Source organism: Paraburkholderia sp. FW306-2-2C-D06C, from assembly GCF_058781505.1.
On record NZ_JBYSWU010000005.1, the window covers coordinates 166,997 to 193,600 of the forward strand.

The following is a 26,604-nucleotide window of genomic DNA, read 5'->3' on the forward strand; positions in this document are numbered from 1 at the left end:
GCTTCGGTATCGGGCGGTCTGACGCCTGTTGTATGAAGCTGCCGGTTGCGAAAATACGGCGTGCGCCCAAGGCGTCTTGTAGAAAGTACAAGACATGGCGACGTCAAAATGAGGCGAGACACCCCCGGCGAGAAAAGACGCGCCCCTTGCGCGAACTTCCCGCTGCGGCATGACCGCAGCCTTCGACCCTCCGGTCACGCGCCCAGTTGGCGCACCGGCACGAGTGGATGAAGGCGTATGAAGGTCAGCCAGCAGAACCCGCGGCGTGTCGGGCCGTTATTTGAAGCCGTGTTCGCATGTGCCCTGCGGCACCGCGTCCTTTTGACCGGACCGGGCCCTCTCAGGCAATTCTCCCGCCAATTTTCCCGCTCCAGCGTGCTTGTGAAAACACAATAAAGCGCGGCATGCCGCTGCCCTCTTCGCTCTCGCGGCTGACAACCGCGCAGCTTGGGTCATGCAAAGCCGCTCTGGAGCCGTTCAATGAAACGCATGTTGTTTAATGCGACGCAGCAGGAAGAACTGCGCGTCGCCATCGTCGATGGGCAAAAACTCATCGATATCGACATCGAAACCGCCGGGCGCGAACAGCGCAAAGGCAATATTTACAAGGGCATCATTACCCGCATCGAGCCGTCGCTCGAAGCCTGTTTCGTCAACTACGGCGAAGACCGCCACGGTTTTCTGCCGTTCAAGGAAGTCGCCCGCCAGTATTTCCGCGACGGCGTCGACATGCGCTCCGCGCGCATCCAGGACGCCCTGAAAGAAGGTCAGGAACTGATCGTTCAGGTCGAAAAGGAAGAGCGCGGCAACAAGGGCGCGGCCCTCACCACCTTCATCTCGCTCGCCGGCCGGTATCTGGTTCTGATGCCGAACAACCCGCGCGGCGGCGGCGTGTCGCGCCGGATCGAAGGCGACGACCGTCAGGAACTGCGCGAAACCATGGCGCAGCTGCAATTGCCGGAAGGCATGAGCATCATCGCGCGCACGGCCGGCATCGGCCGTTCCGCCGAAGAGCTGCAGTGGGATCTGAACTACCTGATGCAACTGTGGCGCGCAATCGAAGCCGCGTCGCAAAGCGGCTCGGCCGGCCAGCCGATGCTGATTTATCTCGAATCGAGCCTGGTGATCCGCGCGATTCGCGACTATTTCCAGCCGGATATCGGCGAAATCCTGATCGACACCACTGAAATCCATGACCAGGCCCGCGCCTTCATGGACATCGTGATGCCGGACAACGTCAGCAAGGTGAAGCGCTACCACGACGACGTGCCGCTCTTCTCGCGCTTCCAGATCGAACACCAGATCGAAACCGCCTACTCGCGCACGGTGCCGCTGCCCTCAGGCGGCGCCATCGTGATCGACCACACGGAAGCGCTGGTCGCGATCGACGTGAACTCGGCGCGTGCCACCAAGGGCGCCGACATCGAGGAAACCGCCGCGCGCACCAACCTCGAAGCCGCGGACGAAGTGGCCCGTCAGTTGCGTCTGCGCGACCTGGGCGGCCTGATCGTGATCGACTTCATCGATATGGAGTCGGCCAAGAGCCAGCGCGAAGTCGAACAGCGCCTGAAAGACGCGCTGAAGCACGACCGTGCACGCGTCCAGATGGGCAAGATCTCGCGCTTCGGCCTGATGGAACTGTCGCGTCAGCGTCTGCGCCCGGCTCTGTCGGAAGGCAGCCATGTGACCTGCCCGCGCTGTAACGGCACGGGCCACATCCGCGACACCGAATCGTCCGCGCTGCAAGTGCTGCGGATCATTCAGGAAGAAGCGATGAAGGAAAACACCGCGGCAATCCATTGCCAGGTACCGGTCGAAGTGACCGCCTTCCTGTTGAACGAGAAGCGCGCAGAAATCAACAAGATCGAATCGCGATTCAAGGTCAATGTCGTCCTGATCCCGAACAAGCACCTCGACACGCCGCATTACAAGCTCGAGCGTCTGCGTCACGACGACGCGCGCCTCGACGAACCGCGCGCTTCGTGGAAGATGGCCGAAGAAGCGGCTCGCGAACTGGAATCGGAAACCGGCTACAGCAAGCGCACCGAGGAAGTGAAGCCGAAGCAGGAAGCGGCGGTCAAGGGCATCACGCCCGAGAAGCCGGCGCCGAGCGCACCGGTTCGTCCGGCGGCAACCCCGGCTCCGGTGGCGGTCACGCCGGCTGGCGGCGGCTTCATCGGCTGGTTGAAGAATCTGTTCGGCATGCAGCCGGCGGCACCGGCGCCTGTCGCACCGGCCGCGACCGAAAAGCAGACGCGTCCGCAACGCGGCGAACGCACGGAGCGCGGTGAGCGCACCGGCGAACGCGGCGGCGATCGCAACCGCAATCGCCGTGGCGGTGCAGGCGGCCGCGATGCAGCAGGCCGTGGCGAAGGCGCGACGGGTGGCCGTCAGGCTCAAGGGCAGCAGCCGTCGCCGCGTCGCGAAGAACGCGAACCGCGTGAAGCACGCGAAGGCCGTGAAGCACGTGAACCGCGTGGCAATCGCGAGCCGCGTGAAGCACGTGAAGGCCGCGAACCGCGCGAGGTCCGTGAGCCGCGCGAAGGTCGCGAGGGTCGTGACCTTCGCGGCAATGAGCGTGCTGAAACCGTGGAAGGCGCAGCGCGCGCCGAGCGGGGCGAGCGTCAGGAACGCGGCGAACGCCGCGAACGTGGCGAGCGCGCTGAACGCGGCGAGCGTCGCAAGCAGCAACCGGAAGCCGCAGATGCGCTGACGCAAAATGAGGCGCAAGCGGAAGAACTGGCGCAAAACCAGGCTGTGTTGGGCGAAAACGGCGCGCCGGTCGATCAGGAAGCGGTGGCGCGTGACGGTGAAGAGCGCCGTCGCCGTCGTCGCGGCCGTCGCGGTGGCCGTCGCGAGCGTGAAGAAGAAGGCGTGAACAGCAATCTGGCTGCGGACGTCGCGGAAGCCGAAGGCGACAACGTCGCCGACGAAGCACCCGTGCGTACGCCGCACCAGCCGGTCGAGCACAAAGTCGAGGCCGATGAAGCGAAAGCGGTGACGCCGGCGGAAGTGGTGGTCGCGGCTGTTGCGACTGAAACCGCGGTGGTCACCGAACTGCAAGCTGCAACCGAAACGCCGGCTCTGGCCGTCGAGAAGGCTGTGAAAACGGAAACGGTTGTGCCGGTCGAAGAAGCGCCGGCCGCATCGGCTGTAGTCGAGCCTGTGGTGCAAGCCGCTGCCGCGCCGGTCGAAGCCGTGCAGGCCACACCGCCCGCGCCGGCTGTCAGCGAGACCGTTTCGCTGGCCGAACCGGTGGCTCACGTTGAAGCGCCGGTTGAAACCCGCGTTGAAGCCCACGTCGAAGACCGCGTTGAAGCCCCCCTCGCCGCTCCGGTCGTCGAAGCTCAGGCCGCACCGGCGCCGGTCGAGGCCCCGGCCCCGGCCGCTGTGGTCGAAGCACCGGCAGTTCAGCCGGCGCCGCAAGCCGAGATCGCCGAGCCGCAGCCGGTCGTTGCTGCCGCTGCACCGGCAGCGGAACCGGCAGTCGTCGAGCCGGCGCCTGTCGCCGCTGCGCCGCAAGCACCGCGCCCTGGCTTCGCGTCCGCGGAATCCCTGCAACCGGTGCTGGAACAGGCCGGCCTCGTCTGGGTGAACACGGACGTCAACAAGCTGCAGGCCGCGCAGGAAGCTGCTGCGCAAACCGTCAAGCCGGCTCGCGTCGTGCGTGAACGCAAACCGTTGCCGCCGCTCGACAGCGCGCCGATGCAACAAGTGGAAACGGGCAAGCATCCGCAGTAAGCTGTCCGTCGCTATGCAAAAAGCCCGCCCGAACCGGCGGGCTTTTTTTGTTTATGGGGCCGGAAAGCCGTGCCCTGGGTGTTGGCATTGGAGACGTCATGTCCGCCCCGGTATACCCGGAGAGCGGCCGGGCGCGGCGGCGGCCCAATGCATTTCCGCTAGAATGAAGATCCAGGTTCCGGTCCAAGCCCAATCGAAGCAATTCATGTCCCGACGCATCATCCCTGTTGCCGATCTCAGCGCGGTGCCGGTCATCTCCGGCGCCGTGCAAGCGCCCAGCGGTGCGCTGCACGACACGCTGGCGCGCCCGCTGCGCGACCTGCGCATCTCGGTGACGGATCGCTGCAACTTCCGCTGCGTCTACTGCATGCCGCGCGCGGTGTTCGACAAGGACTATGCCTTTTTGCCGCATAGCGCGCTGTTGAGCTTCGAGGAAATCGAGCGGCTGGCGCGGCTCTTCGTCGCACATGGCGTCGAGAAAATCCGTCTGACGGGCGGTGAACCGCTGCTGCGCAAGAATCTGGAATTCCTGATCGAGCGGCTCGCGCAACTGACCACGCCGGAAGGCCGCCCGCTCGATCTGACGCTGACGACCAACGGCTCGCTGCTGGAACGCAAGGCGCGCAGCCTGAAAGACGCGGGCTTGACCCGCGTCACGGTCAGCCTCGACGCGCTGGATGACACGCTGTTTCGCCGCATGAACGACGCCGACTTCGCTGTCGGCGACGTGCTGGACGGCATCGCCGCGGCCCGGGCAGCAGGACTTGCGCCGCTCAAGGTCAACATGGTGGTCAAGCGCGGCACCAACGACAGCGAAATCGTACCGATGGCGCGCCACTTCAAAGGCTCGGGCGCGGTATTGCGCTTTATAGAATACATGGACGTCGGCACCTCGAACGGCTGGAACATGACTGAAGTGCTGCCGTCCGCCGATGTGGTGACGCGCATCGCCGAGCATTTCCCGCTCGTGCCGCTCGAAGCGCATAGCGCCGGCGAAACCGCGCAGCGCTGGGGTTACGTGGACGGCGGCGGAGAAATCGGCGTGATTTCGAGCGTCACGCGCGCCTTTTGCGGCAGTTGCACGCGGGCGCGGCTGTCGACCGAGGGCAAGCTGTATCTGTGCCTGTTCGCGTCGTCGGGTCATGATCTGCGCGCCCTGCTGCGCGGCGGTGCGAGCGACGCGGAGATCGCCACCGCCATCGCCGAAATCTGGCAGGCACGCACCGATCGCTATTCGCAATTGCGCGGCAGTAACATGGCGCAAGCCCATGCGCAGGATGGCCGCCGTGTCGAAATGTCGTACATCGGCGGCTGAGCAGCCGGGCGCATGAGTCCAGCGCGCGAGCACATCACCGGTCTGGTCCTCGCGGGCGGGCGCGGCATGCGTATGGGCGGCGTCGACAAAGGCTTGCAAATGCTGCACGGCGAGCCGCTCGCTTCCCACGTACTGAAACGGATCGCGCCGCAAACAGGTGCCCTGCTCATCAGCGCCAACCGTCATGCCGACGTCTACACTGCACTCGGCGCCCCATTCAACGCCAAGGTCGTCGCCGATACCCTGCCCGGCTTTCCAGGGCCTCTGGCAGGTTTGCTCGCCGGGCTGCGCGCGGCCGACACCGCGTACGTCCTGAGCGCACCGTGCGACACACCGGGACTACCCGCCGACCTCGCCGCCCGCCTCGCGCATGCCCTGGACTCGAACCAGGCCGACCTCGCCACCGTCACCACCGCCGACGCGCAGGGCAACGTCTCGCTCCATCCGGTGTTCGCGTTGCTGCGCACGAGTCTGGCCGACGACCTGGCGGCCTTTCTGGCCGCCGGTGAACGCAAGGTTCGCGCGTGGTACGCGCGCCACAAGACGGTGGAAGTCGCCTTTGCCGACGAGCGCGCGTTTTACAATATCAATTCGTTACAAGAACTCGCCGACCTCGACCGTTGTTGAGGCCCCGGTTGAAATCCCGCTCCGGCCCCACGGCAAATACCGGTCCCGCCTCCGGTCGCGACGTCTAGCTCTTCATGACCACGCTTAACGAATTTTCCCGCTGCGTCGCGCAGTACGATCCTCACGCGCTACCTGTTTCGGCCGCCCAGGCAATCGTCCGTGAATGGGCCGCGCCGGTCACGGCAATCGAACGCGTGCCGCTGCGCGACGCGCTCGACCGCGTGCTGGCAGCCGACATCGTGTCGCCGATCGACGTCCCCGCGCACGACAACTCGGCCATGGACGGCTACGCGTTCAACCACGCGGCGCTGGCAGCAACCAGCGCGTCCACGGTCGACCTGACCGTCACCGGCAAGGCGCTGGCGGGCCATCCGTTTGCGGGCCGCGTCGAGGCGACGCAATGCGTGCGCGTGATGACAGGCGCCTGCATGCCGGCCGATTGCGACACTGTCGTGCCACAAGAACTCGTCGAACGCAGCGGCGACTCCGCCACCATCCGTTTCGCAGCCAACGCCGTGCCGCCGGGCGCCAACCGGCGCCTTGCCGGTGAAGACCTGGCGCGCGGCCATGCGGCGTTGCGCGCCGGCCGGATCGTGCGCGCATCGGATCTCGGCTTGCTGGCGTCGCTCGGCATCGGCGAAGTCAGCGTGCGGCGGCGCTTGCGCGTCGCCTTCTTCTCGACCGGCGACGAACTGCGTTCGCTCGGCGAGCCGCTCGACCCAGGCTCCGTGTACGACAGCAATCGCTACACGCTGTTTGCGATGCTCCGGCGCCTGAATGTGGACACGCTCGATCTGGGCGTGGTGCGCGATCAGCCCGCCGCGCTCGAGGCCGCGTTGCGCAGCGCCGCTGCCAGCGCGGACGTGGTGCTGACTTCCGGCGGCGTCTCGGTCGGTGAAGCGGATTTCACCAGGCAATTGCTGCAGACATTCGGCGACGTCGCCTTCTGGAGCCTGGCCATGCGTCCTGGCCGGCCGCTCGCTTTCGGCCGCGTCTGGTCCGGCGAACATCCGGGCCTCGGGCTGCCTGCGCTATTCTTCGGCTTGCCGGGCAATCCGGTCGCCGTCATGGTGACGTTCTATCAAATCGTGCGCGAGGCGCTGCTGCGGATGTCCGGCGCGACGCCGCAAGCGCTGCCGGTCCTGCATGCCACGAGCCGCCGGGCCATCCGCAAGCGCGCCGGCCGCACTGAATACCAGCGCGGCGTGGCCGAACGGGACGCGCACGGTCAATGGCACGTCACGCCAACCGGCTCGCAAAGCTCCGGCGTCCTGAGCTCGATGAGCGAAGCGAATTGTTTCATCGTACTCGGGCACGACGAAGCCGATATTGTCGAGGGCGAACGCGTCGATATCATGCTCTTCGATGGTCTTATCTGACACCTGATTTGCTGCTCATTTTCCGCATTACCCATCACTACTACGACATACGGGTTGGACTTACATGAAAAAACAGATCTCGTTCATTGCGCCGGGACAGACGGCCAAAGCGCTCATCCTCGTCTACCTGACGTTCTCGGTGCCGATCGTGCTGCTCGGCGTGCTGGTCGCGTTCGTGCGCTATGGTTCGGTCGAACTGAGCACGGTGTTCAGCGCGCTGCTACTGAACGCGATCCTCGGCTTCGTCCTGTTGTGGATTGCGTGCCACGCGTACAACTGGGTCGCGTCGCGCTTCGGCGGCATCGAAATCCAGCTGACCGACGCGCCGGAAGAAGCGTAATGACCGCAACGATCCGCGCCGCAACGCCTGTGGACACCGGCGCGATCTTCGCCCTGACGTACGAGCTGGCCGAATTCGAGGGCCTCACGCACGTATTTGTCGCGACGGAAGACGGTCTGCGCGATGCGATGCGATGCGCTATTCGCGGTGCGCGGCCGGGCGCGACGGTGATGCCGGATTGGCGCGTCGTGCGTCTGACGGGCGATGCGCTCGAACAATTGGCCGCGGCCTCTGCAGCAGGCAACGGCGCCGCCTCGAACTAAGCGACTGAACCAGGCTACAGAACCAGGCCACACTACTGCTCGTCGGAATCCGCGCTCGAGAGCGCATCGCCGAGCACCCCGCTCGCCTCTTCACCCGGCAACGCCTCGACGTCGCGCAGCTTGCGGTTCAGCACACGGGTGCGCGTTTCCGCGGCTTCGATCGAACGCGTGACGGTTTCCAGCTGCGCCTTGGTCCTGGCCAGCACGTCGCCGAATTTGCCGAACTCCGTCTTCACCGCGCCGAGCACTTGCCACACCTCGCTCGAACGCCTCTCGATCGCCAGCGTGCGGAAACCCATCTGCAAACTGTTCAGTAACGCGGTGAGCGTGGTCGGGCCGGCGATCGTCACGCGATAGTCGCGTTGCAGCAGATCCGTCAGCCCCGGTCGCCGCAGGATTTCGGCGTACAGGCCCTCGGTTGGCAGAAACAACAGCGCGAAATCGGTGGTATGCGGCGGCGACACATACTTCTCCGCGATCGTGCGCGCCTCGGCGCGAATCCGCGCTTCGAGCGCGCGCGACGCCTCTTCCACCGCGGCCGGATCGGCGCGCTCCTGCGCTTCGATCAAACGCTCGTAGTCTTCGCGCGGAAACTTGGCGTCGATCGGCAACCAGACCGGCGTGGCGGCACCGCCCGGCTCCATACGGCCAGGCAGCTTGATCGCGAATTCGACGCGGTCGGCGCTCTTCGGCACGGTCGCGACATTCTTCGCGTATTGGTCCGCGGTGAGCAGCTGTTCGAGCAACGCTTCGAGCTGCACCTCGCCCCATGTGCCGCGCGTCTTGACGTTGGTCAGCACCTTCTTCAGATCGCCGACGCCGGCGGCCAGCGTCTGCATTTCACCGAGGCCGCGATGCACCTGCTCAAGCCGGTCGGACACCAGCTTGAACGATTCGCCAAGGCGCTGTTCGAGCGTTGCATGCAGCTTTTCGTCGACGGTGCGGCGCATCTCTTCGAGCTTGGTCGAATTGTTTGCCTCGATGTCTTTCAGACGCTGCTCGATGGTCGCGCGCACTTCGGCGAAGCGGCGATCGTTCGCCTCGGTGAGCTGTCCGAGTTGCAAGCTCAGTGTTTCGCCGAACTGCTTGAGCGTTCGTCCTTGCTCGTCGCGCGCCTGTTGTGCCTGCTGTTGCAGGCTGTGCCGCACCGCGTCGAGCTGCTGCGCGAAGCCGTCGATCTTGCCGCCTTGCACCGTCGTCATACTGCTGAACTGCGAGGCCAGCGTTTGTTGAAAATGCGCAAAGCCGCTGCTCAACTCGGTACGCGACACGCGCGCCGTCTCGGTAATGTCATTGCGCAGTTGCCGTTCGAGCCGCTCGTAGGCAAGCGACTGCGCCGCCGCAGCGGCGTCGATGCGCTCGCCGAGCATCTCGAACTGCTCGCTTTCATCGGCGCGGCTATTGCCGCGCATCAGCAACGCCAACGCGATGACCAATGCGACCGCCAGCACTGCCACGGCCGCCACCAGAATCATTGTCATGAACGCGCCTTGCCGATCACCTCGGGGTTGAGCGGATTCGGCGGACGTCCCGCGCGCGGCCCCTCGCCCAGCGCCGCGATCAGGTTGTCGGCGGCGAGGTTCGCCATGGCGCGGCGCGTCGCTTCGGTTGCACTGGCAATATGCGGCGTCAGCACGACATTCGGCACCGTCAGCAAAGCGGGATTCAGATTCGGCTCGCCTTCAAAGACATCGAGACCGGCGGCAGCGATCTTCCCCGTGCGCAGCGCCTCGACGAGCGCCGCGTCGTCGACGATGCCGCCGCGCGCGATGTTGGTAAGCGTTGCGGTCGGCTTCATCTGCGCGAGTTCGGCCGCGCCGATCGTGTGATGGTTTTCCTTCGTGTACGGCAAGACGAGCACCACGTGATCGGCGCGCCGCAACAGGTCCTGTTTGGACACGTATTGCGCGTTCAACTTCGCTTCGATCTCCGGCGCGACCCGCGAACGGTTGTGATAGATCACCTGCATGTTGAAGCCTTTCGCCCGCCGGGCCAGCGCCTGGCCGATTCGGCCCATGCCGACCACGCCGAGCGTCGAGCCGTACAGATCCGTGCCGAGAAAGCCGTCGTACGCCCACTTCTGCCATTTGCCCGCGCGCAGCCAATGCTCCGATTCGGCGATGCGGCGTGCTGCCGCCATCATCAGCGCCCAGCCGAAGTCGGCGGTCGATTCGTTCAGCACATCGGGAGTATTGGTGCCGAGCACGTTCGCCGCGTTGAACGCGGCCATGTCGAAGTTGTTGTAGCCCACCGCCATGTTCGACACCACCCGCAGACGCGGCGCCGCAGCGAGCACGGCCGGGCCGACCGGATCGCCCGCTGTCAGCGCGCCGTCTTTATCCGCGAGACGGCGCGTCAACTCTTCTGCGGACAGCACCTCGCCCTGGTTCCAGTCGACGTCGAAATACTGCTTGAGCCGCTCGATCACATCGGGAAAGATCGGACGAGCGACGAGAATCTTCTGCATTGCCATTCTCCGTATAGCGTGTCGAGTTCGATTGCCTCGGCGTCAAAGTCAGCCTCAAAAAAACAGCCAGCCGGTGACGAGAAAGAGCGGTATCAACACCGCACCAGACCAGCCAAGATACGCAAAAAAGCTCGGCATGCGAACGCCGCGCGATTCCGCAATCGCTTTCACCATAAAGTTCGGCGCATTGCCGATATAGCTGTTCGCGCCCATGAACACCGCGCCGGCCGAAATCGCCGCGAGCGTCGTGGTGCCGGCGGTCATCAGGGTTTGCGCGTCGCCGCCGGCCAGGTTGAAGAACACCAGGTAGGTCGGCGCATTGTCGAGAAACGACGATAGCAGGCCGGTCGCCCAGAAGTACATCGCGTCGTGCGGCTGGCCGGCGGCGTCGTTGACCAGATGGACGATGCCGGCGAACGCGCCCGCCTCGCCGGCGCGCAAAATCGTGATGACCGGCGCGATCGTCACGAAGATGCCCGCGAACAGTTTGGCGACTTCGTCGATCGGCGCCCAGTTGAAATCATTGCCCGCGCGCGCCGCACGCGGTGTCAACGCCAGCGAGAGCAACGTGACGGCGATCAGCGCGAGATCGCGCACGGCATTCTGCAAGGCGACGTGCGTGCCGAACACGTCGAATACAAGGCCCGGTTTCCAGAGCCCGCTCATCAACACCAGCGCGATCACCGCGGCGAGAAGCAGGAAATTGATCTTGCCGTCGATGCCGAGAGGCGGCGAATCCGGCGTCGGATCGAGAAAGCGCGAGCGTTCTTCCTCGCGATGGTGAAAGTAATACGAGTCGAGCGCGTAGAACGCCGCGAGCAGCACGCAGCAGACGAACAGCATGGGCAGCGCCAGATGCGTGGTGGTCCAGAAGAAGCTGACGCCTTGCAGGAAGCCGAGAAAGAGCGGCGGGTCGCCGAGCGGCGAGAGCGAGCCGCCCGCGTTCGCCACCAGAAAGATGAAGAACACCACCACATGCACGACGTGCTTGCGGTTGTCGTTGGCGCGCAGCAACGGGCGGATCAGCAGCATCGCCGCACCGGTCGTGCCCATGATGCTCGCGAGCACCGTGCCGAGCGCGAGAATCGTCGTGTTCAAACGTGGCGTGCCATGCAGATTGCCGCGCACGCAGATACCTCCCGCCACCGTATAGAGCGCGGTCAGCATCACGATGAACGGCAGATATTCCTCGAGGAGCGCGTGCACCAGCGTGCTGAACGCGGCGCCCGCGCCGAACGTCAGCGCAAACGGCACCAGAAACACCAGCGCCCACGCCGCCGCGATCTTGCCGAAATGGTGATGCCAGAAGGCCGGCGCGATCAGCGGAAACACCGCGATCGACAGCAGCACGCCGGCAAACGGCACACCCCACAGCGCCGATAGCGTCGCGCCGTCGAGCGTAGCCGCCGACGCCAGTTGAGGCCACCCCGCCAGCGCCAGTGCAGCGGCGAGCACCATGCTCGCCCACACGGCATGTCGTTTCATATCTGCAAGTCCTTGTTATTGATGCCGGCCGTGCACATGCAACGCCAGTGAGGCGTGAGACGCCGCCGCTCGCCCCGCTCAGGCGCCACGTACGACGATCGCATGCACCCGGTAAGGCCCGTGCGCGCCAAGCACGATAGTCTGTTCGATATCGCCGGTGCGCGACGGCCCGGAGACGAAATTGACCGCACGCGGGAGTTCGCCGCACTCGCTGCGAATCAGGTTGAACGCCTCTTCATGCCCTGCGACGATCCGCGAAGCCGGCACGATCGCAATGTGCGTTTCGGGCAGCAAACCGGCCGAGGCATAGGTGTGCGGGCCGGACAACAGCACCAGCGTGCCGGTCTCGGCTGTGGCGCAGAAGCAGCCGGTGAGACCGACCACGTCGCCGTCTTCAGGCTTGCGAAATTCGACGGTGAGACCGGCTTCGGCCCAATGCAGGTCTTGCAGCGTTTGCCATGCAATCGCCTGGATGGGCAACGCGTGTTGCGTGAGATAGCGATGTGCGGCGGCAGGCACGTCGCTCAGTGTTTCGACCGTATCGACCGTGGTCGCCATCTTCTGCGCTTCTTCGACGAAGCGCCCTGTCAGATCGGCCGGCATCTCCGGACGCGGGCCGGCAGGATGGCGCGCCAGGTAGTCCGCAACAGCCTCGCGCTCGGAACCGGCCGGTTCGGGTTCGCGCCCTTGCGCCGCGCGGATGCGCGCCAGGATGTTGCGGCGGGCAATCGATGTATCCATATGCGAAATCCTCGTGTCGACAGCCGTGCGAATGGCGAGAATTATACCGGCCGCCCCGCATGCGAACACCCTGGCCGAACGGCCGATTGCCGAGCGCGGCGCACATGTTCTACGCTATTTGCCGGCTTCTTCTTCGGGTTGCGCGATGCCGAACACCTGGCGCAGATACGCGAGATACGCCTTGTCGTCGCACATGTTCTTGCCCGGCGAATCCGAGAGTTTCGCCACCGGCTGACCATTGCAGCGAACCATCTTGATGACGATCTGCAACGGGTTATAACCGAGGTCGTTGGTCAGATTGGTGCCCACGCCGAATGCCAGCTTGCAGCGGCCGCGAAAACGCTCGTACAGTTGCAGCACCTTCGGAATGTCGAGCGCGTCGGAGAACACGAGAATCTTGGTGCGCGGGTCGCAGCGGTTCGCTTCGTAGTGCTTGAGCAGACGCTCGCCCCAGTCGAACGGATCGCCGGAATCGTGGCGCGCGCCGTCGAACAGCTTGCAGAAGTACATGTCGAAGTCGCGCAGAAAAGCCTGCATGCCGTACACGTCGGACAGCGCAATACCAAGGTCGCCGCGATATTCCTTCGCCCACATTTCGAAGCCGAAGATCTGCGAATCGCGCAACCGCGGACCGAGCGCCTGGCACGCCTGCAGGTATTCATGCGCCATGGTGCCGAGCGGCGTGAGGCTGTGCTTCATCGCGTAGAAGACATTGCTGGTGCCGGCGAACTGTTCGCCCAGGCCGTCTTTCAGCGTGAGGATCACTTCTTCGTGCCACTGCTTCGAGAAGCGGCGGCGCGTGCCGTAGTCCGCGATCTTGCAGTCGGCGAATTCCGGACGCGCGCCGAGCAGCTTCATCTTGTCGACGAGGCGCCCGCGCCCTTCGCTGTAGTCCGGCGTCTGCTGGGTGTTGCGGAAATAGACCTCGTTGACGATCGCGAGCATCGGGATCTCGAACAGGATCGTGTGCAGCCACGGCCCTTTGATCTCGATGTCGATCTCGCCATTGCCCTTCGGCGAAGGCTCGATCGAAATGTATTTCTCGTTCAGATGAAACAGCGCGAGAAACTCGATGAAGTCGCCCTTGATAAAGCGCATCCGCCGCAGATAGTCGAGCTCGCCGTCGGTAAAGCGCAGCTCGCAGAGCTTGCGCACCTCATCGCGAATCTCGCCGATATACGGCACGAGATCGACGTTCGGCGTGCGGCAGCGGAACCGATACTCCACATTCGCCGCGGGAAAGTGATGCAACACCACTTGCATCATCGTGAACTTGTACAGATCGGTGTCGAGCAGCGAAGTAATAATCATGATGGTGCGAACTGGACTGCAGGAAAACGAAAAGGCCTGACTCAACCCACGCGCGTGCGGCGCGCCCCGTGCGCACCGAACTGACGCATGTTACCCGAATGCGCCCGGATTCAGCGCGCCGGCAGGCTGTCGCGCCGGACGCCATAAACTAATCACGAAAACATATAAAAGCGTTTGCCCGATGCCGCATCCGCCTCTTGACGTTACGATACAATATCGCTTTTGGCGTTTCCGCCTTCCCTGATTCCGCATGCAGGAGCTGCCTGAATGACTCACGTTGTGACCGAAAGCTGCATCAAGTGCCGCTATACCGACTGCGTCGATGTGTGCCCGGTGGACTGCTTTCGCGAAGGTCCCAACTTCCTCGCGATCGACCCCGATGAATGCATCGACTGCGCTGTGTGCGTCGCCGAATGCCCGGTAAACGCCATTTATGCCGAAGAAGACGTGCCGGGCGACCAGCAGAACTTCATCGAACTGAATGCCGATCTGGCGAAGACCTGGCCGAGCATCACCAAGACCAAGGCGCCGTTGCCGGAAGCCGAGGAATTCAAGGACGTGAAGGAAAAGCTGGCTCTGCTCGCACGCTGAGCATGCGCGGCCGTCACCCGCCGTTGCATTCGAATCAAATCGAGATGAACACAGGGTATTGACAGGCGCTTAAGCTGCTCCTACAATTTCGCTTCTCTGCTGTTGTTGTTCTGTTCCTCGATAGCTCAGTCGGTAGAGCGCCGGACTGTTAATCCGTAGGTCCCTGGTTCGAGCCCAGGTCGAGGAGCCAAAATTTCGAAGGCCCGCATCCGTGCGGGCCTTTTTGTTTTGGTTCGGCGGATCGAGCGTCTCCGGAGGACTGCCACTCGAATCGCGCGGTCGCAAGGCCGGCGAACGGCCTATATCGTTTGCCCTCGCCCCCTGACCGGCACGCCGTTATACGATGCTGTTTCTCCGCGCGCTTCCTGTGTTTAACTCTCGCGCCTAACCCTTGCGTTCATTCCCGGCAATCCGATGAAATCCACCTTGTTGCGTGTCTCGCTCGCGGTCACCGCCTGCGCCCTGTTGCTGCCGCTCGCACACAGTGAAGAGGTCGGCAGCGTCAATACCAACTTCCGCATAACGGGCTCCGACCGCGTGGTCGTCGACGCCTATGACGATCCGCTGGTGCAAGGCGTGACCTGCTATGTGTCGCGGGCGCGTACCGGCGGCATCAAGGGCACGCTCGGCATCGCCGAAGATCCGACCGAGGCGTCGATCGCCTGCCGACAAGTGGGCGCGATTCACTTCACGGGTCCGGTGAAACAGCAATCCGATGTGTTCTCCGTGAGCATGTCGCTGATTTTCAAGTCGCTGCATGTGGTGCGCGTGGTCGATGCGAAGCGCAATACGCTGGTCTACCTGACCTATAGCGATCGCATCGCCACCGGCAGCGCGAAAAACAGCGTAACCGCCGTGCCGATGCCGGCCGGCACCGCGATTCCGGTCAAGTGACGACCGTCCTACGGCAAAACGCACCCGGCGAACCCATTGGCAAAGCGCGCTGCAACTGCCACGGCGCGCTAAACTGACCGGTCCAGCCGGACTTCGACCATGACTGCCCATCGTTTCCAGGATTCCGCCCGCTACTGGCGAACGCCGCTCCTGCCCGGCGCGGACCTGCTCACGGCCGAATATCACGATCACGAGTTCACGCCGCATTGGCACGACGCGTACACGATTCCGGTGATCGTCGCGGGTGCTGAAGGCTATCGGTATCGCGGCGCGGATTATGTCGCCGAAGCGGGCAGCGTGCCGATCATCAATCCCGGCGAGCTGCACACCGGCTCGAAGGCTGTGGAAGCGGGCTGGCGGTATCGCGTGATGTATGCGCCGGTCGACTTCATCCACGCGCTCGCCCATGAAGTTGCCGGCCGGCCGCAAGCGTTGCCATGGTTCGCGCCGGGCGTGATCCGCGATCCCGATCTGGCGCAGCGGCTTGCGCGCGCACATCGTCTGCTGGAGGCCGGCGACGATCCGCTCGCCGCCGAAGCCGCAATGCTCGATGCTTTGTCCACGCTGCTGGTCCGCTACTCGCAGACGCAGCCGGAGCCGTCGCGCGCCGCCGACGACGCCCGCGTAGCAACCATGAAAGAGCGCTTGACGGGCGATCTGGCGGCGCCGGTCACACTGGCCGAAGTCGCGCACGCAGCGGGACTATCGCCATTTCACGCCGCGCGCCTTTTCACCCAAACCACCGGCCTGCCGCCGCATGCGTGGCGCAACCAGGTGCGCCTGCAACGCGCGCTGGCGCCGTTGCGCGCCGGCGTTTCCGTGACGGATGTCGCCGCGGCCAGCGGCTTCACGGACCAGAGCCATTTCACGCGGCATTTCCGGCGCATGTTCGGTGTGCCGCCGGGACGCTGGCAAGGCACCTGAGGCAACACCGTCCCGCGCGACGAGACCTGTCGCCACCGCAAGAACGTACAAGCCCCGCCTCCGGCCTGCCCGCTATGCTTCCCGAATCCAGGAGGCAAGATTGACTCATCCCATCTCAGGCCAGCCCTCGAGCTCAGGCCACTTAAAAGAATTCACCGCCGGCGCGCGCGACATCATTCCGATGATGGTCGGCGCGGCGCCATTCGGCGTGATCTTCGGCACACTGGTCGCGTCCGGCCCGCTGCATCTATGGCATGGCGAGTTGATGTCGCTGGTCGTGTTCGCCGGCTCCGCGCAGTTCATCGCACTCGGCCTGATCGCCGGTCACGCCAGTTTTGCGGTGATCTGGGCGACCACTCTGGTCGTCAATCTGCGCCACGTGCTGTATAGCGCGACACTCGCGCCACACGTTGCGCATCTGCCCGCACGCTGGCGCTGGGCGCTCGGCGCGCTGCTCACCGACGAAGTCTTCGCGGTCGCGTGGGAACACTACCGGCATCGCACGCCCGGCACGGTCGGCCCGCACTATTTCTTCGGCGCGGGTCTGGCCATGTATCTGAACTGGCAGCTCTGGACCGTCGCCGGCCTGCTGTTCGGCGCGGCCTTTCCGGGCCTGCAATCGCTCGGGCTCGATTTCGCGATGGTCGCTACCTTCATCGCGATCGTCGTGCCGCAACTCGTCGCGCTGCGCCATCTCGCCGCCGCCGTCACGGCAGGCGCACTGGCGTTCTTCTGGCAGGCGTGGCCGTACAAGCTCGGGCTGCTCGGCGCGGTGTTCGTGGGCGTCGCGGCCGGGGTCCTGCTGTCGATGTCGGATTCCCGCCAACGGCATCAGCAGAAAACCGCGGAGGCGTCGCGATGAGCTATGTCGTTCTGATCCTCGGCATGGCGGTCATCACGTGGGTGATCCGGGCCGCCGTCTTCGTGCTCGGCGACCGGCTGGTGTTTCCGCCGTTCGTGCGCACCGCGCTCGGCTTCGTGCCCGTCACCGTGTTGACCGCGATCATCGTGCCGATGGCGGTCTCGCCGCACGGCAACGGTGCCGAGCTGACCTGGCGCAATCCGCAACTCGTCGGCGCGCTGGCCGCCGTCGTGGTCAGCGTGCTGACGCGGCGGCCGCTGCTGACCATCGCGGCCGGCCTGACAGTCTTTTTTGTCTGGCAGTGCGTCGTGCTTAAATAAGCGCCAACGGCGGCGTCGAAGGCGGCACAGGCGCCACCCGCCGCAAACAGCGTGCAGCGGGTGGCGCATCCCTCTAAAGCCGCCGCCGATCGTCCGCGCACCCTTAAGTTTTCCCTGAATCCGCCGTTATGGAGTCGAGGTCCGCTCGTCGGGATGCGTCCCGCTGGTTACGCGGCAACAGGCAGGAGTCAACCGCGCCGGCATTGGCGTCGCGTCTCACAGGGTCCGTGTGCGAACGGACGGCATGACGATGCAGCGCGGCAGGACCAAACGGGATAACACATGGGTCAAATCACCCTCACGCTCAAAGACGAAACCATTGCGACGCTGCGCAAGGACTTCGACGCTTTTCTGCGGGTATCGCTGAAGCTCGACCCGCAGTTCGCGACGCCGTCGTTTGAAGATTTTTTGCGCGCCAAGCTGCTCGACAATATGGTGCCGCTGACCGAACACGCGGTGAAGCGGATGTTGCAGGGCGGCCAGTACGCGTGGGCGAAACGCACGCTGGACAAGGAATTCCCGGACGTCGTCGCGATCCTGATGCAACAGGCGGGCGAATTCGGCTTCGGTTTTGCGGCGCGTTCGGAATGGACGCCTGAAGAGCTGGCCAAGCAGTGCCGCGACTGGGCGGCCGCGATCGTCAAGGAAGCGGAAGGCGACGCCGCGCTGATCGATCCGCTGGCAGCGCAGATCAAGGGGGCGGTGCAGGACATTCAGGCGCTCGAGGAAATCATGCAGACGCCGGCCTGGCGGCTGGTGGAATCGCTGCGGCAGCGCGTCTACGAAGCCAAGGTGGCGTGCGAAACGAGCGTGGGCAGCACCGCGCGCGAAAAGCTCGGCGAACTGCGCGGGCTGCTGCGCCTGGGCATTTCGCACGGCTCGTTCCAGAAGCAGGAGGCGCAGCAGATCATGGAGTATCTGCGCTTGCTGAAGCCGGAAATTTTTGTCGAAGAACCGTACGACGTGTTCTCGCGTCTCGCCGCGTGGCTGCGCAACTTCTTCGTGCCGCCGCGCCCGGCGCCGCATCAGCAGCAGCAACGGCAGTCGCGCTAGCGGCGGCAGGGATGGCTAGCTGCAACTGACAGCGGCCGCAGCGGTTACCGGGTGCGGGAGGCCGCGTCAAGACGGCCTTGAATGACACGCGGACCGGGAACCGCCCCCTCAATCCCACATCTTCCTGAGCTTCGCGCCGATTTCGATCTTCGCCTGCGCGGCCGCCGCCAGCCCCGCAGCGGTCGGCGCGCCCGGCACCAGCACGCGCGGCCACGCGTAGGCGTCGAACAGCGGCATCAGATGCGCCGGAATAAAGCGCGTGCGCGATGCCCACACGTGCCGGTCGCCCATATGCGTCTGGTTGTGCACGTAAAAGCGCTGCGGCACGACGATATGCAGGTCTTCCTTCGCCCGCGTCATCGCCACGTAGAGCAGGCGCCGCTCCTCGTCGATTTCCTCTTCGCTGCCAGTGCCGAGATCGGACGGAATGCAGCCGTCGACGCCGTTCAGCACGAACACGTTGCGCCATTCCTGCCCCTTCGCCGAATGGATCGTCGACAGGATCAGGTAGTCCTCGTCGATCAGCGGCACGCCGGATTCGTCGCTGGTGGCGTCGGGCGGATCGAGTGTCAATTCGGTCAGGAAGCGTTCGCGCGACGGGTACGTGCCCGCGATGCTTTCCATCTGCAACACGTCCGCGTGACGGATCGCCGCGTCCTCGTGATTGCGCTCGAGATGCGGCTCGTACCAGCGCCGCACCATTTCGAACTCCGCCGGCCACGGCGTCTGCCGGCCGTACACGCTCGACATGAGCGCCACGAACGGATGCCAGTCTTCCTGCGCGCGGGCGGGCGGCGCGAAGGCGGCCAGCGCACGGCCGGCGGTGTCGGCCGGATTACCGGTGCCTGCGCGGGCGACGACCTCGTCGAGCACCTTCGCCGCGGTGGCCGGTCCGACGCCCGGCAGCAACTGCACGACGCGGAAACCGGCGACGCGGTCGCGCGGATTCTCCGCCCAGCGCAGCACGGCCAGCACATCCTTGACGTGCACCGAATCGAGAAACTTCAGGCCGCCGAACTTCACGAACGGAATGTTGCGCCGGGTCAATTCGATTTCGAGCGCGGCGCTATGGTGCGCGGCGCGAAACAGCACCGCCTGCGACTTGAGCTTCATGCCCTGTTCGCGCGCTTCGAGCACCTGTTCGACGACGTAGCGCGCCTGATCCGCTTCGCCCGCGACCGTCACCAGACGCGGGCGCTGAGCTGAGGCCTTGTCGGTCCACAGATTTTTCGTATAACGCTCGCTGGCGAGTTCGATTACCGCGTTCGACGCAGCCAGGATCGGTCCGGTGGAGCGGTAATTGCGCTCGAGCGTGACCTGCCTCGCCGGCGGATTGAAGTGCGCGGGGAAATCGAGAATGTTGCGTACGGTCGCACCGCGAAACGAATAGATCGACTGGGCGTCGTCGCCGACCACGGTCAGGCCGCGGCCGTCAGGCTTCAAGGCGAGCAGGATCGACGCCTGCAAGCGGTTGGTGTCCTGATACTCGTCGACCAGCACGTGATCGAAGCGCGCCGACAGGTCCGCGGCAAGCGACGGCTCGGCGGCCATGTGCGACCAGTAGAGCAGCAGATCGTCGTAGTCGAGCACGCTCTGCTTCTGCTTGGCTTCGACATACGCGGCGAACAGCATGCGCAGATCGGCTTCCCATTCGCGGCACCAGGGAAACGCGTGATTGAGCACGTCGGCGAGCGACGCGCCGGTGTTCACGACGCGCGAGTAGATCGCGAAGCATGTGCCCTTCGCCGGGAAGCGCCGCTCTTTCGCGGACAGGCCGAGCTCGTGGCGCACGAGATTCATCAGGTCGGCGGAATCCTCGCGGTCGTTGATCGTGAAGGCGGGCGCGAGGCCGATCAGATCCGCGTACTCGCGCAGCAGCCGCGCGCCGACGCTATGGAAGGTGCCCGACCACGTCAGCCCTTGTGCCAGCGCGGCGCGCGCGCCAAGCGCCGCGCCGGCGATGCGCGCGACGCGGCGGGTCATTTCGAGCGCGGCGCGGCGTGAAAACGTCAGCAGCAGGATGCGGCGCGGATCGGCGCCGTTGACCACCAGATTGGAGACCCGGTGCGCCAGCGTATTGGTCTTGCCCGAGCCCGCTCCCGCTATCACCAGCAGCGCGCCCAGCGGCTCGTTGGGCGTCTTGGCGCCGTACTCGACGGCTTCGCGCTGCGCGTCGTTGAGCTTTGCCAGCCAGGCGGCGGTATCGAACGGCGACGAGGATTCGGCAACGGTGGGCACAGTGGATTGGACGCTAGAGAGGATGCGTGGAGTCGGTTAGAGAACGGGCGACGCACACTGTATATCCATACAACCTCAGCCGGCAAGCGACCCTTTTTACGCGGTGGCGCCGCGGTGGCTCGCGCCGCGCCGCGCCGCGCGAAAGCACACGCGCCAGCGAAAAAAATGGCCCGGGCGCACCGGACCATTTTCACCGTGAGACGGCAAGGCGTTCACCATGCCCTGCCTTCGGCTAGCGCCTCATGCTGCTCCGCGTCAGCCGGATTGTCGCCGGCGTTCGCCTTGCCGGCGTCGGCTCGCGCGCCTTGAACCGCGCTATCGACGCCTCAGCACAACGCGCTTAGTGCTTTATTAGTGCTTCACATCAGCGCCGTCATCCTGATCGGCTGCCTGACCTTGCATGTTCATCTTCATTTCGTTGCTGGCGGCCTGCTTGTCCGCCTTCTGGTTGATCCTGGCGTTGCGCACCTGCTGGTTGTATTGCGACTTGGCAGCCTTCTGCTGTTCCTTCAGTTCAGCCTTCGACGACTTCTTCTGCGCCCGGAATTCGGCGTTAGCCTGCGCATCGGCGTCGCGCTTCTGAACCAGCGGGTCGGTCGAGCCCGGCGCCGTCAGACGGGTCGGAGCCGGCGTGACCGGCTGCACGCCCTGCGCGGCAGGCGCTGCGGGTGCTAGATCGGCGCCTTGGGTCTGAACCTGTGCCTGCGCGGAGAGGCCGGCGGCCGGTTGCGCCGCGGTCTGAGCGACAGCGGCGGTCGCGGCAAAGGCAGTAAGGGCGGTACCGATCAGGAGCGTACGAATCTGGGTCATGATTGTTTCCTCTCTAAAGTTGTCAGGACACGGGCGTCGACTCTGGCGTGACGTATCGATGCGTGCCTCGCCCGGTCTGCCGCCTGCTGGAGAATGCGGGAAAAATCCAGCAGGCTTTTCTACAGACCGCCCCTTTCGGAGTGAAGTTCGCGAGAAACACCCAGTGTTACGGAACGTTTCATTTTCTGACAAGTACATAACATCTGCTTGCAAATGCCTATGCACGACGGGAAATCCACGTGGACGCCGATCCAGGGCAAGCTTCTGGCTTATGATGCGAACCCTTTGCCTGAAGGCGCAAACGCCATGCCCAACCTCGATTTCACACTGACCGACGACTACGTCGAACTGCACAATCTCCTGAAGATAACGGGCCTCGCGGACAGCGGCGGCTCGGCGAAAATGATGGTCGCGGACGGCGCCGTGACCGTCGACGGCCAGGTCGAAACGCGTAAGACCTGCAAAATCCGCGCGGGCCAAGTGGTATTGCTCGGCGATACGCGGATCGCGGTGCACGAAGCTTGATGCGCGGGAGGCGCCGTACTCCGAGAATCCGGAGCCCGTACGCGCACCAAATTTGTGCCTGCTCCATCGACATTGCCGCGCCCAGGCAATAAGCTGTTGGTTTCGACAGACAAACAGTCAGCTGACAGCGACCCTGCGCACTCGGCGGCCAAGCCGTGTTTCGCAGCCGCCGCCCTGATCGCTCTGGTTGTCCCAAGTTGTCCCGAGTTGTCCCGCTCGCTCTGGCCGTCGGTCTGTCGCCACTTCCGCCGTTAAGCGCTCAATGACTCAATCCGGCTTCACCAGGGTGGCCGCCCGGCCGCCGACCCTGACCCGCCACGCCGCCGACACCGCCCGCCTCGCCGCCCCGCTCGCCATCGCGCAGCTGTCGCAAATGGCGATGGGCGTCACCGACACGATCCTGCTCGGCTCGCTCGGTCCCGACGCGCTCGCCGCCGGCGGTCTCGGCGCGAATCTGTTCTTTGTCGTGGTCACGCTGCTGCAAGGCGTGCTGACCTCGGTCAGCGTGAGCGTGTCGCACGCGCGCGGCGCCCAGGACGAGGGCCGCGTGCCGCATATCTACTGGACCGGCTTCGTGCTGTCGGTGCTGCTGTCGGTGCCGGCGTTCTTCCTGCTGTCGTTCGCCACACCGGTCCTGCTGGCGTTCGGCGAGCCCGCGCTGCTCGCGCACAACGTCGGCGAATACGCGGCGGTCCTGCGCTGGGGCGCGCTCGGCAGTCTGATCGGCGTGGGGCTGCTGCGTTCGTTCTTGCCGGCGATCGGCGCGGCCAGGCGGCTCCTGTGGGTGTCGCTCGTGAGCGTCGTCGTGAACGGTTTTCTCAACTACGGGCTGATCCACGGCGCCTATGGTCTGCCCCGGCTCGGCTTTCTCGGCTCGGCGGCGGCCACCACGATCACGGTCTGGCTAAGCGCGCTGGTGCTGATGGCGCTGCTGCATCTGCGGCCGCGCTATCGCCATTTCGTTGTCGCGACGCGGCCGAACGTGCCGTTGATGGGCGAGCTGTTCGGCATCGGCTGGCCGGTTGCGATCACCTACGGTGTCGAATCGACGCTGTTCCTCGCCACCGGCCTGATGGTCGGGTTGCTCGGCGAGTCGCAACTGGCTGCGCACCAGATAGCGTTGAACGTCGCCTCGGTGGCCTTCATGGTGCCGCTCGCGATCGGCCAGGCGGCCAACGTGCGGGTCGGCTTCTGGTCCGGTGCGGGGCAGCCGCTCGCTGCGCGCCACGCGGGTTTCGTCGCGCTGGCGCTCGGCGTCGGCTTCATGACGCTGTCGGGCATCGTGCTGATCGCCGCGCCGCACTGGATCGTCGGCCTGTATCTGCATCTCGACGACCCGGCCAATGCGGCGACGATTGCACTCGCCAGTTCGCTGCTCGGCGTGGCGGCGATCTTCCAGATCGTCGACGGCATGCAGACGGTCGGCTCGGGCTGCCTGCGCGGTTTGAAGGACACGCGCGTGCCGATGATCGTCGCGTCGTTCGGTTACTGGGCGATCGGCTTTCCGACCGGCTATACGCTGGCGTTTCACTTCGGCCTCGGCGCACGCGGCCTGTGGTGGGGACTCGCGGCGGGCCTCGCCAGCGTCGCGCTATTGATGACGCTGCGCTTTCACAAGCTGAGCTTGCGGCGCGTGCCGCCCGCATCCTCTGCGCCCACCCGGCCGCCCGCTCAGTCCGCTTGAGCTAGGCAAAGCACGGATGGTTGGTTGGCCGCGCCGGGAATCCGGTTGCACGCGCAACCAACGAATCCCGGCTAAGGCGCCTCGAACTGTAAAATGCGCGCTTTGGCACGCGTTGACACGCGTTTGGCAAATACGCGCGCACCCGCGCGACGCCGCTTGCGCTCCTCACGAAGGCCCGCGCCGCCCAACGGCTCATCATCCGCCGCCAGGGCCTGCCGCTCATCGCGAGCGGGACCCCGAGCACCTGCCGCGACTGACAGCGTGCCGATCGACCGACCCTCGACATTCACCATAAAACCAGAACCAAGGACCACCCGTCATGCTTGCCCGCGTCACCCGTTTATTTCCCCTCTGGGCGGTGCTCATTTCGATTGCCGCATACTCTTCGCCCGCCTCTTTCACCGGCATTGCGCCGCACGTCACCACGCTCCTGACGATCATCATGCTGGCGATGGGCGTCACCTTATCGGTGGCCGATTTTCAGCGCGTCTTCACGCGGCCCGCGCCGGTCATCGCCGGCATCGTGCTGCATTACCTCGTGATGCCGCTGGCCGCGTGGGTGATCGCCAAGGCGCTGCGCATGCCGCCCGATCTGACTGCAGGCATGGTGCTGGTGGGCAGCGTCGCGAGCGGCACGGCGTCGAACGTGATGATCTATCTGGCGCGCGGCGACGTCGCGTTGTCGGTGACGATCAGCGCGTTGTCGACGCTGGTCGGCGTGTTCGCGACGCCGCTCCTCACGCGCCTTTACGTGGATGCGTCGATCGCCGTCGACGTGCACGGCATGCTGATGAGCATTCTGCAGATCGTCGCGCTGCCGATCGTGATCGGCCTCGTCGTCAATCATCTGTTCGGCAAGGCAGTGCGCAAGGTCGAGCCGGTTCTGCCGTTGATCTCGATGGTGGCGATCCTGCTGATCATCGGTGCGGTGGTGGGCGGCACGCAGAAGAGCATTGCGTCGGTCGGCCTCGTGGTGATGCTCGGCGTCGTGCTGCACAACGGCATTGGCCTGCTCGGCGGCTATTGGGGCGGTCGTTTGCTGGGCTTCGACGAAGCCGTTTGCCGGACGCTCGCTATTGAAGTGGGCATGCAGAATTCGGGGCTTGCCGCGACGCTTGGGAAGCTCTACTTCACGCCTATCGCGGCATTGCCCGGTGCTCTGTTTTCGGTGTGGCACAACCTTTCCGGCTCGTTGCTTGCCGGGTACTGGGCGGGACGTCCCGCTAAAGGTTCTACCAATCAGGATGGCCCACAGGGATTGAACGCCGGGCGCGGTTAATTTCACCGATGCCGGGGAGGCGGCACGACGCATTCTGTCTGCACGCCTTCCGGCACATCACCAGATGCCGCCGCCCCAAAGGCAAAAAAGCAAAAACAAGGACCGACGTCGAAGACGGCGCCCGCCGCACGTACCTCTTCGATCCGCAAGCGGGTTTTTACCGGAATGTGCTAACAGGACTATTCTCCCTATTGCCCGTCAACGCACAACTTTGAGAAGCGGAGTTGAACCATGACTGAAGACGTACGAATGGAGCGCGACACGTTCGGTGAAATCGCCGTGCCGAACGCCCGCCTTTGGGGCGCGCAGACGCAGCGCTCGTTGCAGAATTTCCGCATTTCGACCGAGAAGCAATCGCCCGAACTGATCACCGCGCTGACCGTGATCAAGCGCGCCGCCGCCGAAGTGAATCTCGACCTCGGCATGCTCGACGAAAGCAGGGCGAAGGCGATCATGCAGGCGGCCGACGAAATCATCGACGGCAAACATCCGGAAGAATTCCCGCTCGCAGTCTGGCAAACCGGCTCCGGCACGCAGACCAACATGAACCTCAACGAGGTGATCGCAAATCGCGCGAGCGAGCTGCTCGGCGGCGAGCGCGGCGAAGCGCGCAAGGTGCATCCGAACGACGACGTCAATCGCGGCCAGTCGTCGAACGACGTGTTTCCGACAGCGATGCACGTGGCCGCCGCTTACGGCATCGTCAAGCATCTGCTGCCCGCGCTGAACACGCTGCGCGACACGCTCGACGCCAAAGCGAAAGCATTCGCCGACATCGTCAAGATCGGCCGCACGCACTTGCAGGACGCGACGCCGCTCACGCTGGGCCAGGAGTTTTCAGGGTATGTGGCGCAACTCGATCACGGCATCCGTCATGTCGAGTCGGCGCTGCCGCATCTGTACGAACTCGCGCAGGGCGGCACGGCGGTCGGCACCGGTTTGAACGCGCATCCGCAGTTCGCGGCCAAAGTGGCCTCGGCAATCGCGAAGCTGACCGGTGTGCCGTTCGTGTCGGCACCGAACAAATTCGAAGTGATGGCCGCGGCCGACGCGCTGGTGTTCGCGCACGGCGCGCTGAAGACGGTGGCCGCGAGCCTGAACAAGATCGCCAACGATATTCGCTGGCTCGCGAGCGGCCCGCGTTGCGGTCTCGGTGAACTGTCGATTCCGGAGAACGAACCGGGCAGCTCGATCATGCCTGGCAAAGTCAATCCAACCCAGTCCGAAGCCTTGACGATGCTCTGCGCGCAGGTGTTCGGCAACGATGTCGCGGTGAATATCGGCGGCGCGAGCGGCAACTTCGAGTTGAACGTGTTCCGGCCGATGATCGCGCACAACGTGCTGCAATCGATCCGCCTGCTCGCCGACGGCGCGCACAGTTTCAACGACAACTGCGCGGTGGGGATCGAGCCGAATCGCGAGCGCATCGATACGTTGCTCAACGAATCGCTGATGCTGGTGACGGCGCTCAATCCGCACATCGGCTACGACAAGGCCGCGAAGATCGCGAAAAAAGCGCACAAGGAAGGCACGACGCTGAAGGCGGCCGCGCTGGCGCTCGGCTTTGTCACCGAGCAGCAATTCGACGAATGGGTGCGGCCCAACGATATGGTCGGACATTCGGCGGCCTGAGCGCGCCGAATCGCGCTGAGCGCTGAGCGCTTAACGCCTAGCGCTGTCCGGCGGGCGGCGCGCGATCAGGTTTCAGCGCCTGGCCCGCCCGTAATGCCGGTGATGCCCGTGACGCCTGTAACT

23 protein-coding genes and 1 tRNA gene are annotated in these 26,604 nt (G+C 64.7%); 17 read left to right on the plus strand and 7 right to left on the minus strand.

Features of this window, described 5'->3' with window-relative positions; genetic code table 11:
* The first annotated feature begins 480 nt into the window (after nt 1-480).
* From AC3WLT_RS05880 to AC3WLT_RS05905, 6 genes are all read left to right on the plus strand, one after another.
* Complete coding sequence (locus AC3WLT_RS05880) at nt 481-3,741, plus strand: Rne/Rng family ribonuclease (RefSeq protein WP_492590965.1); 3,261 nt, start codon at nt 481-483, stop codon at nt 3,739-3,741.
* 205 nt (nt 3,742-3,946) lie between these two features.
* Nucleotides 3,947-5,056 carry a GTP 3',8-cyclase MoaA gene (gene moaA / locus AC3WLT_RS05885; RefSeq protein WP_492590966.1) on the plus strand — a complete coding sequence of 370 codons (1,110 nt, stop codon included), beginning with the start codon at nt 3,947-3,949 and terminating at the stop codon, nt 5,054-5,056.
* 12 nt (nt 5,057-5,068) lie between these two features.
* The gene (gene mobA, locus AC3WLT_RS05890; protein ID WP_492590967.1) at nt 5,069-5,683 is read left to right on the plus strand and encodes a molybdenum cofactor guanylyltransferase MobA; all 615 of its coding nucleotides are present in this window, start codon (nt 5,069-5,071) and stop codon (nt 5,681-5,683) included.
* A gap of 74 nt (nt 5,684-5,757) precedes the next feature.
* Nucleotides 5,758-7,062, plus strand: a complete 1,305-nt coding sequence (gene moeA / locus AC3WLT_RS05895) for a molybdopterin molybdotransferase MoeA (protein ID WP_492590968.1) — start codon at nt 5,758-5,760, stop codon at nt 7,060-7,062.
* Nucleotides 7,063-7,126: 64 nt separating this feature from the next.
* Nucleotides 7,127-7,402: a hypothetical protein gene (locus AC3WLT_RS05900; RefSeq protein WP_091792546.1), complete on the plus strand. Its 276-nt coding sequence runs from the start codon at nt 7,127-7,129 to the stop codon at nt 7,400-7,402.
* Nucleotides 7,402-7,665, plus strand: coding sequence for a hypothetical protein (locus AC3WLT_RS05905; protein WP_492590969.1), 264 nt, complete (start codon nt 7,402-7,404; stop codon nt 7,663-7,665). The genes AC3WLT_RS05900 and AC3WLT_RS05905 overlap by 1 nt, the downstream gene beginning before the upstream one ends.
* 32 nt (nt 7,666-7,697) lie before the next feature.
* Here AC3WLT_RS05905 and AC3WLT_RS05910 read toward each other — a convergent pair whose 3' ends face one another.
* From AC3WLT_RS05910 to pncB, 5 genes are all read right to left on the minus strand, one after another.
* Nucleotides 7,698-9,146, minus strand: a complete 1,449-nt coding sequence (locus AC3WLT_RS05910; RefSeq protein WP_492590970.1) for a DNA recombination protein RmuC — start codon at nt 9,144-9,146, stop codon at nt 7,698-7,700.
* The gene (locus AC3WLT_RS05915) at nt 9,143-10,132 is read right to left on the minus strand and encodes a 2-hydroxyacid dehydrogenase (RefSeq protein ID WP_492590971.1); all 990 of its coding nucleotides are present in this window, start codon (nt 10,130-10,132) and stop codon (nt 9,143-9,145) included. The genes AC3WLT_RS05910 and AC3WLT_RS05915 overlap by 4 nt, the downstream gene beginning before the upstream one ends.
* Nucleotides 10,133-10,186: 54 nt before the next feature.
* Entirely contained in the window at nt 10,187-11,617 is a 1,431-nt protein-coding gene (locus tag AC3WLT_RS05920) for a sodium:proton antiporter (protein ID WP_492590972.1), read from the minus strand.
* A gap of 78 nt (nt 11,618-11,695) precedes the next feature.
* On the minus strand, nt 11,696-12,358 hold the full coding sequence (locus tag AC3WLT_RS05925; RefSeq protein WP_492590973.1) for a LutC/YkgG family protein: 663 nt from the start codon (nt 12,356-12,358) through the stop codon (nt 11,696-11,698).
* Between the two features lie 114 nt (nt 12,359-12,472).
* Nucleotides 12,473-13,669, minus strand: a complete 1,197-nt coding sequence (gene pncB / locus AC3WLT_RS05930; protein WP_492590974.1) for a nicotinate phosphoribosyltransferase — start codon at nt 13,667-13,669, stop codon at nt 12,473-12,475.
* Between the two features lie 267 nt (nt 13,670-13,936).
* Here pncB and fdxA point away from each other — a divergent pair, with 267 nt between their 5' ends.
* The 7 genes from fdxA (at nt 13,937) to AC3WLT_RS05965 (ending at nt 18,313) form a co-directional block, all read left to right on the plus strand.
* Nucleotides 13,937-14,260: a ferredoxin FdxA gene (fdxA, locus tag AC3WLT_RS05935; protein ID WP_492590975.1), complete on the plus strand. Its 324-nt coding sequence runs from the start codon at nt 13,937-13,939 to the stop codon at nt 14,258-14,260.
* Between the two features lie 114 nt (nt 14,261-14,374).
* Nucleotides 14,375-14,450, plus strand: a tRNA-Asn gene (locus tag AC3WLT_RS05940).
* A 224-nt stretch (nt 14,451-14,674) separates the two neighbouring features.
* On the plus strand, nt 14,675-15,154 hold the full coding sequence (locus AC3WLT_RS05945) for a CreA family protein (protein ID WP_492590976.1): 480 nt from the start codon (nt 14,675-14,677) through the stop codon (nt 15,152-15,154).
* Between the two features lie 99 nt (nt 15,155-15,253).
* On the plus strand, nt 15,254-16,078 hold the full coding sequence (locus AC3WLT_RS05950) for a helix-turn-helix transcriptional regulator (RefSeq protein WP_492590977.1): 825 nt from the start codon (nt 15,254-15,256) through the stop codon (nt 16,076-16,078).
* Between the two features lie 100 nt (nt 16,079-16,178).
* Complete coding sequence (locus tag AC3WLT_RS05955; RefSeq protein ID WP_492590978.1) at nt 16,179-16,940, plus strand: AzlC family ABC transporter permease; 762 nt, start codon at nt 16,179-16,181, stop codon at nt 16,938-16,940.
* Nucleotides 16,937-17,260: an AzlD domain-containing protein gene (locus AC3WLT_RS05960; RefSeq protein WP_492590979.1), complete on the plus strand. Its 324-nt coding sequence runs from the start codon at nt 16,937-16,939 to the stop codon at nt 17,258-17,260. Before AC3WLT_RS05955 ends, AC3WLT_RS05960 begins: the two co-directional genes overlap by 4 nt.
* A gap of 282 nt (nt 17,261-17,542) precedes the next feature.
* Complete coding sequence (locus AC3WLT_RS05965) at nt 17,543-18,313, plus strand: DUF4088 family protein (RefSeq protein ID WP_492590980.1); 771 nt, start codon at nt 17,543-17,545, stop codon at nt 18,311-18,313.
* Nucleotides 18,314-18,421: 108 nt separating this feature from the next.
* Here the strand turns inward: AC3WLT_RS05965 and AC3WLT_RS05970 are convergent, their stop codons facing one another.
* Nucleotides 18,422-20,551 (minus strand): ATP-dependent helicase, encoded by a 2,130-nt coding sequence (locus tag AC3WLT_RS05970; RefSeq protein ID WP_492590981.1) that lies wholly within the window; start codon nt 20,549-20,551, stop codon nt 18,422-18,424.
* A 351-nt stretch (nt 20,552-20,902) separates the two neighbouring features.
* Nucleotides 20,903-21,361, minus strand: a complete 459-nt coding sequence (locus AC3WLT_RS05975; RefSeq protein WP_492590982.1) for a hypothetical protein — start codon at nt 21,359-21,361, stop codon at nt 20,903-20,905.
* 306 nt (nt 21,362-21,667) lie between these two features.
* Between AC3WLT_RS05975 and AC3WLT_RS05980 the strand changes: the two genes are divergently transcribed.
* From AC3WLT_RS05980 to fumC, 4 genes are all read left to right on the plus strand, one after another.
* Nucleotides 21,668-21,886: an RNA-binding S4 domain-containing protein gene (locus AC3WLT_RS05980; protein WP_492590983.1), complete on the plus strand. Its 219-nt coding sequence runs from the start codon at nt 21,668-21,670 to the stop codon at nt 21,884-21,886.
* 262 nt (nt 21,887-22,148) lie between these two features.
* Nucleotides 22,149-23,570, plus strand: coding sequence for an MATE family efflux transporter (locus AC3WLT_RS05985; RefSeq protein ID WP_492590984.1), 1,422 nt, complete (start codon nt 22,149-22,151; stop codon nt 23,568-23,570).
* A 319-nt stretch (nt 23,571-23,889) separates the two neighbouring features.
* On the plus strand, nt 23,890-24,849 hold the full coding sequence (gene panS, locus AC3WLT_RS05990; RefSeq protein WP_492590985.1) for a ketopantoate/pantoate/pantothenate transporter PanS: 960 nt from the start codon (nt 23,890-23,892) through the stop codon (nt 24,847-24,849).
* 231 nt (nt 24,850-25,080) lie between these two features.
* Nucleotides 25,081-26,481, plus strand: coding sequence for a class II fumarate hydratase (fumC, locus tag AC3WLT_RS05995; protein WP_492590986.1), 1,401 nt, complete (start codon nt 25,081-25,083; stop codon nt 26,479-26,481).
* Nucleotides 26,482-26,604: the final 123 nt, after the last annotated feature.

Excerpts from the sequence above, each read along its gene's own strand:
- AC3WLT_RS05880 (WP_492590965.1), top strand. The coding sequence starts at position 481 with ATGAAACGCATGTTGTTTAATGCGACGCAGCAGGAAGAACTGCGCGTC.
- moaA (WP_492590966.1), top strand. The coding sequence starts at position 3,947 with ATGTCCCGACGCATCATCCCTGTTGCCGATCTCAGCGCGGTGCCGGTC.
- mobA (WP_492590967.1), top strand. The coding sequence starts at position 5,069 with ATGAGTCCAGCGCGCGAGCACATCACCGGTCTGGTCCTCGCGGGCGGG.
- moeA (WP_492590968.1), top strand. The coding sequence starts at position 5,758 with ATGACCACGCTTAACGAATTTTCCCGCTGCGTCGCGCAGTACGATCCT.
- AC3WLT_RS05900 (WP_091792546.1), top strand. The coding sequence starts at position 7,127 with ATGAAAAAACAGATCTCGTTCATTGCGCCGGGACAGACGGCCAAAGCG.
- AC3WLT_RS05905 (WP_492590969.1), top strand. The coding sequence starts at position 7,402 with ATGACCGCAACGATCCGCGCCGCAACGCCTGTGGACACCGGCGCGATC.
- AC3WLT_RS05910 (WP_492590970.1), bottom strand. The coding sequence starts at position 9,146 with ATGACAATGATTCTGGTGGCGGCCGTGGCAGTGCTGGCGGTCGCATTG.
- AC3WLT_RS05915 (WP_492590971.1), bottom strand. The coding sequence starts at position 10,132 with ATGCAGAAGATTCTCGTCGCTCGTCCGATCTTTCCCGATGTGATCGAG.
- AC3WLT_RS05920 (WP_492590972.1), bottom strand. The coding sequence starts at position 11,617 with ATGAAACGACATGCCGTGTGGGCGAGCATGGTGCTCGCCGCTGCACTG.
- AC3WLT_RS05925 (WP_492590973.1), bottom strand. The coding sequence starts at position 12,358 with ATGGATACATCGATTGCCCGCCGCAACATCCTGGCGCGCATCCGCGCG.
- pncB (WP_492590974.1), bottom strand. The coding sequence starts at position 13,669 with ATGATTATTACTTCGCTGCTCGACACCGATCTGTACAAGTTCACGATG.
- fdxA (WP_492590975.1), top strand. The coding sequence starts at position 13,937 with ATGACTCACGTTGTGACCGAAAGCTGCATCAAGTGCCGCTATACCGAC.
- AC3WLT_RS05945 (WP_492590976.1), top strand. The coding sequence starts at position 14,675 with ATGAAATCCACCTTGTTGCGTGTCTCGCTCGCGGTCACCGCCTGCGCC.
- AC3WLT_RS05950 (WP_492590977.1), top strand. The coding sequence starts at position 15,254 with ATGACTGCCCATCGTTTCCAGGATTCCGCCCGCTACTGGCGAACGCCG.
- AC3WLT_RS05960 (WP_492590979.1), top strand. The coding sequence starts at position 16,937 with ATGAGCTATGTCGTTCTGATCCTCGGCATGGCGGTCATCACGTGGGTG.
- AC3WLT_RS05965 (WP_492590980.1), top strand. The coding sequence starts at position 17,543 with ATGGGTCAAATCACCCTCACGCTCAAAGACGAAACCATTGCGACGCTG.
- AC3WLT_RS05975 (WP_492590982.1), bottom strand. The coding sequence starts at position 21,361 with ATGACCCAGATTCGTACGCTCCTGATCGGTACCGCCCTTACTGCCTTT.
- AC3WLT_RS05980 (WP_492590983.1), top strand. The coding sequence starts at position 21,668 with ATGCCCAACCTCGATTTCACACTGACCGACGACTACGTCGAACTGCAC.
- AC3WLT_RS05985 (WP_492590984.1), top strand. The coding sequence starts at position 22,149 with ATGACTCAATCCGGCTTCACCAGGGTGGCCGCCCGGCCGCCGACCCTG.
- panS (WP_492590985.1), top strand. The coding sequence starts at position 23,890 with ATGCTTGCCCGCGTCACCCGTTTATTTCCCCTCTGGGCGGTGCTCATT.
- fumC (WP_492590986.1), top strand. The coding sequence starts at position 25,081 with ATGACTGAAGACGTACGAATGGAGCGCGACACGTTCGGTGAAATCGCC.